Genomic DNA, 3,475 nt, shown 5'->3' with positions numbered 1-3,475 from the left:
GAGGTCAAAACCACGGTTACGCCCAAAATGTTCGGAAAACCGGAAATCGTAAAAAAAGAAACCAAAAACTATGTGATTTCGCCCGAGGAACTGAAAAGGCTGCATGGAACAGTTGCGGCGGCCCAGAAAGTGAAAAGTGAGTACGAGCGTTTGCAAAAAACGGATTTGGTGAAGGAAAATCAAGAATTACGGGTAGAACAATCGGACTTGGGAGATGCCTTTGACTCGCTTTACAAGGAGTTTCAGGGAGTTTCTGCTGAAAATCGACAGCTGAAAGAAGAAAATAAGGATTTAAAGGCTCATATAAGCGATTTAAAGCTCGAAATCAAATTCGTCTACCAAAGTGTTAAACAGTTCGTAAAAGAGCGTACAAAGGGTTCTGTGGCTTTTAAACAGACGTTTAAAGAGCTGATCGATAAGGTGAGGGAAAAAACGCCTGAAGGCGATTTTGAGAAGATGCATCGAAAAGAATTGCACAAGGAAAAAGACAGAGGGATGGAACGATAGGTTTTTGAAAAAACGCGCCTGAAAGGGCGTGTTTTTGTTTTGGCTTCGAAGCCTTGCGTAGCAAGGGTTTGGAGCTGTTTTTTCTTATCTTGATACATATAGAAACAACTAGACTGGTGAAAATACACCTTCGGACTTAGAGCCACAAGGGTTTCAACTGTTTTTGACATGTAAAAACCCACCTGCTATGATTAAAGTGTCGAATTCCAATCAAAGGGTGGGTTTTTTTATCCTCACCAGAAGGCGAGGTTTTACATGAATTTGTATCCCGATAATAGCATAGATAAACCCGTTTTATCAAGCAGAGAAACTGGTGTTGAAATCCTGAGCGACAAAAACAGCGAGGGAAAAGAACGGGATTGGAAGGGAAAAAAGAAACGTTCCCTGTTGATGGCACAGCATCATGAAGCCGTCGAAGAGTTGGCGAAGAAAGCCGAGCGCATGTATGATTGCGGAAATTATTTGGTGTTTAAAATGAAAGATGGACGCTTGAAGCTCTATCAAGCCTACTTCTGCAAAGCGAGGTTATGCCCGATGTGCAACTGGCGACGTTCATTGAAAATTGCTTTTCAAAACAAGAAAATCGTCCAAGTGGTGAACGAACGGGAAAAAGTGAAATGGGTTTTCCTTACGCTGACTGTTCGAAATGTCGAAGGCGAAGATTTAAAAAATACTATGGATCAGATGACGAAAGCATTCAACCGTTTTACCAAATACGCCCGTTTTCAAAAGTCCGTAAAAGGTTATTTCCGAGCGATGGAAGTCACACGGAACTGGGACAAGGAAAGCGAATGGTACGGCACATATCACCCACATTTCCATGTCTTGCTGGCTGTACCGAATGATTATTTCGGGCGGAATTATATCAAACAATCGGAATGGACGGACATGTGGCAGCGGGCAATGAAAATCGACTATACGCCAATTGTCCATGTGGCGAAAGTTAAACCGAAAAGAGAAGCCACGGACTTTGTAGAAGTCGAAAACGAAATGAAAAAAGTGATTGCTGAACAGAACGCCATTTTTGAAGTGTCCAAGTATCCAGTGAAAGATACCGATGTGATACGAGGGAATAAAGTGACCGATGAAAATATCCAGACGGTCGAAGACTTGGACAAGGCGTTGGCTTACAAACGGCTGATTTCTTACGGCGGTCTGCTGAAAGAGATTCACAAGGAATTGAATTTGGAAGATGCCGAGGACGGGGATCTGATTCACGTGGACGAGGATTCGGACGAGGTGGCCAATGGGGCTGTCGATGTAATGGCTTACTGGCATGTTGGTTTAAATAATTATGTGATTAAGAGAGGTTAATCTTTAATAAACGAGTCATTTAACGGAGGAGGGTTTTCTTGAACGAAATACTGGAAAGCATATATCAATTTTCAGGTATAGCTTTACTCATATGTGCAATTTATTATTATTTTCATTTCAAAAAAACCAAAAAGGAAAGGAAATTGACTAAAGTTGAATTTTTCTTCTTTGTCGTAACCCAAATTTCATTTTTATTGTTTGCTGCTAGTTGGTTACTTAAGATTTTAGATAAAGGTTGAGAAACAATAGGGTGCGATTGTTTAGTAAACGTTTTAGAAAAGAGTAGCTTTGACTACTCTTTTTTGTTTTTGCTTTTCCCTTTGTTTTAGGGTTGAGGTGAAGGCGGGTTTCAGTGTGTCAATTCACATGGAACAAGTGAATTTTTCGCTCGGAAGCGATGGCGGTTTGTCGGGGCATAATGGCAAATGCAAGCCGGAAAAACTGAAACTTCGTTTTAGGTTTATCGGCTTGGCGTGAGCCGAACCTCCGACAAATTTTTGAAAGCAAGGAGGAAAGGGTGGAGATTTTTGAGCGTACTTCTCAAAAATACTACCCGATCCTTGCTTTCAAAAAAGCCCTTTGGGCTGTTGGAATTGGGAATGAAATTTGCAACCGTTGCGGAAAAACGCAACGGTGAAAATGACATTCTTGCTCGGGAAAAAGCGACGGCTGCAGGCGATGCTTTTTTTGCTTTTGACTTTGGGGGAGAGCGATTTTCTCTCCCTTGCTTTTCGCCTCGCAGAGCACGACCAGAAGAATTCTGGTATAGCGTGATATACCAAATTGTTTTGGCTCTTATTCCGTGGTATGCTTTTTCTAGCAAAGTGAGGTGGTTCATGATGGCACACGTTTCAAAATACACGGTAGCCAACATGCAGGGATTATCAATTCATTTGGACCGAAAAACAGAAAATCATTCCAACAAAAATATTGATGTGGACCGGTCATATTTGAATTATGATTTGTGCCAAAAAGATGGGGATACACTTTCACGACTTCAGGACCGGTTGAAAGAAGTTTACTGCATGAAACGGAAAGATGTGAAAGCCTGTTGCGAATGGGTCGTCACTTTGCCCGAAAATTTAAAAGGGGCTCCGGAAAATGACCAACGGGAATTTTTTGAGAAGACCTATGAATTTTTAGCCGATCGGTACGGTGGTGAAAAAAATGTAGTTTCGGCAAATGTGCACGTGGACGAGACGACTCCACACATGCACTTTGATTTTGTGCCGGTCGTTTGGGACGAAAAGAAACAGTATGAAAAAGTGTCAGCCAAGGAAGTGCTGACTCGAAAAGAATTACAGAATTTTCACCAGGACTTAGATGTTTTTCTGCAAGCTGAACTTCCTGGCATTTACCGAGAAGGCGTTTTGAATGACAAAACGATTGGCATCGAAGATGTGAAAGAGCTGAAAAAATACAGCGATCAAATTGCGGAAGAAAAAGAGAAAATGAGCAAAGGCATTGAATTGCTAGAAAAAAAACTGGAAGACAAGAAAAAAGAATTCTTGGAAATCAGCCAAAAGCTTCCGGAAGGAAAAGTGGAAATCACGGTAAAGGGCAAAGAGGTCAAAACCACGGTTACGCCCAAAATGTTCGGAAAACCGGAAATCGTAAAAAAAGAAACCAAAAACTATGTGATTTCGCCCGAGGA

3 protein-coding genes and 1 pseudogene are annotated in these 3,475 nt (G+C 41.5%); all 4 read left to right on the top strand.

Annotation, left to right across the window (positions count from 1 at the left end):
- Positions 1 to 507, top strand: a pseudogene (locus KNP98_RS15800) (hypothetical protein); the annotation flags it as partial.
- 255 nt (positions 508 to 762) lie between these two features.
- Positions 763 to 1,821: a protein rep gene (locus KNP98_RS15795; RefSeq protein WP_214809136.1), complete on the top strand. Its 1,059-nt coding sequence runs from the start codon at positions 763 to 765 to the stop codon at positions 1,819 to 1,821.
- Positions 1,822 to 1,859: 38 nt separating this feature from the next.
- Positions 1,860 to 2,060 (top strand): hypothetical protein, encoded by a 201-nt coding sequence (locus tag KNP98_RS15790; protein WP_214809133.1) that lies wholly within the window; start codon positions 1,860 to 1,862, stop codon positions 2,058 to 2,060.
- Between the two features lie 288 nt (positions 2,061 to 2,348).
- Positions 2,349 to 3,475 (top strand): MobV family relaxase (gene mobV / locus KNP98_RS15785; RefSeq protein WP_251135208.1); only part of this gene is annotated, 1,127 nt, incomplete at its 3' end.

It is taken from the genome of Exiguobacterium sp. s127 (assembly GCF_018618695.1).
Classification (GTDB): Bacteria; Bacillota; Bacilli; order Exiguobacteriales; family Exiguobacteriaceae; genus Exiguobacterium_A; species Exiguobacterium_A oxidotolerans.
The sequence above is the reverse complement of the archived record's forward strand: the minus strand, read 5'-3'. Positions and strand labels throughout refer to the sequence as shown.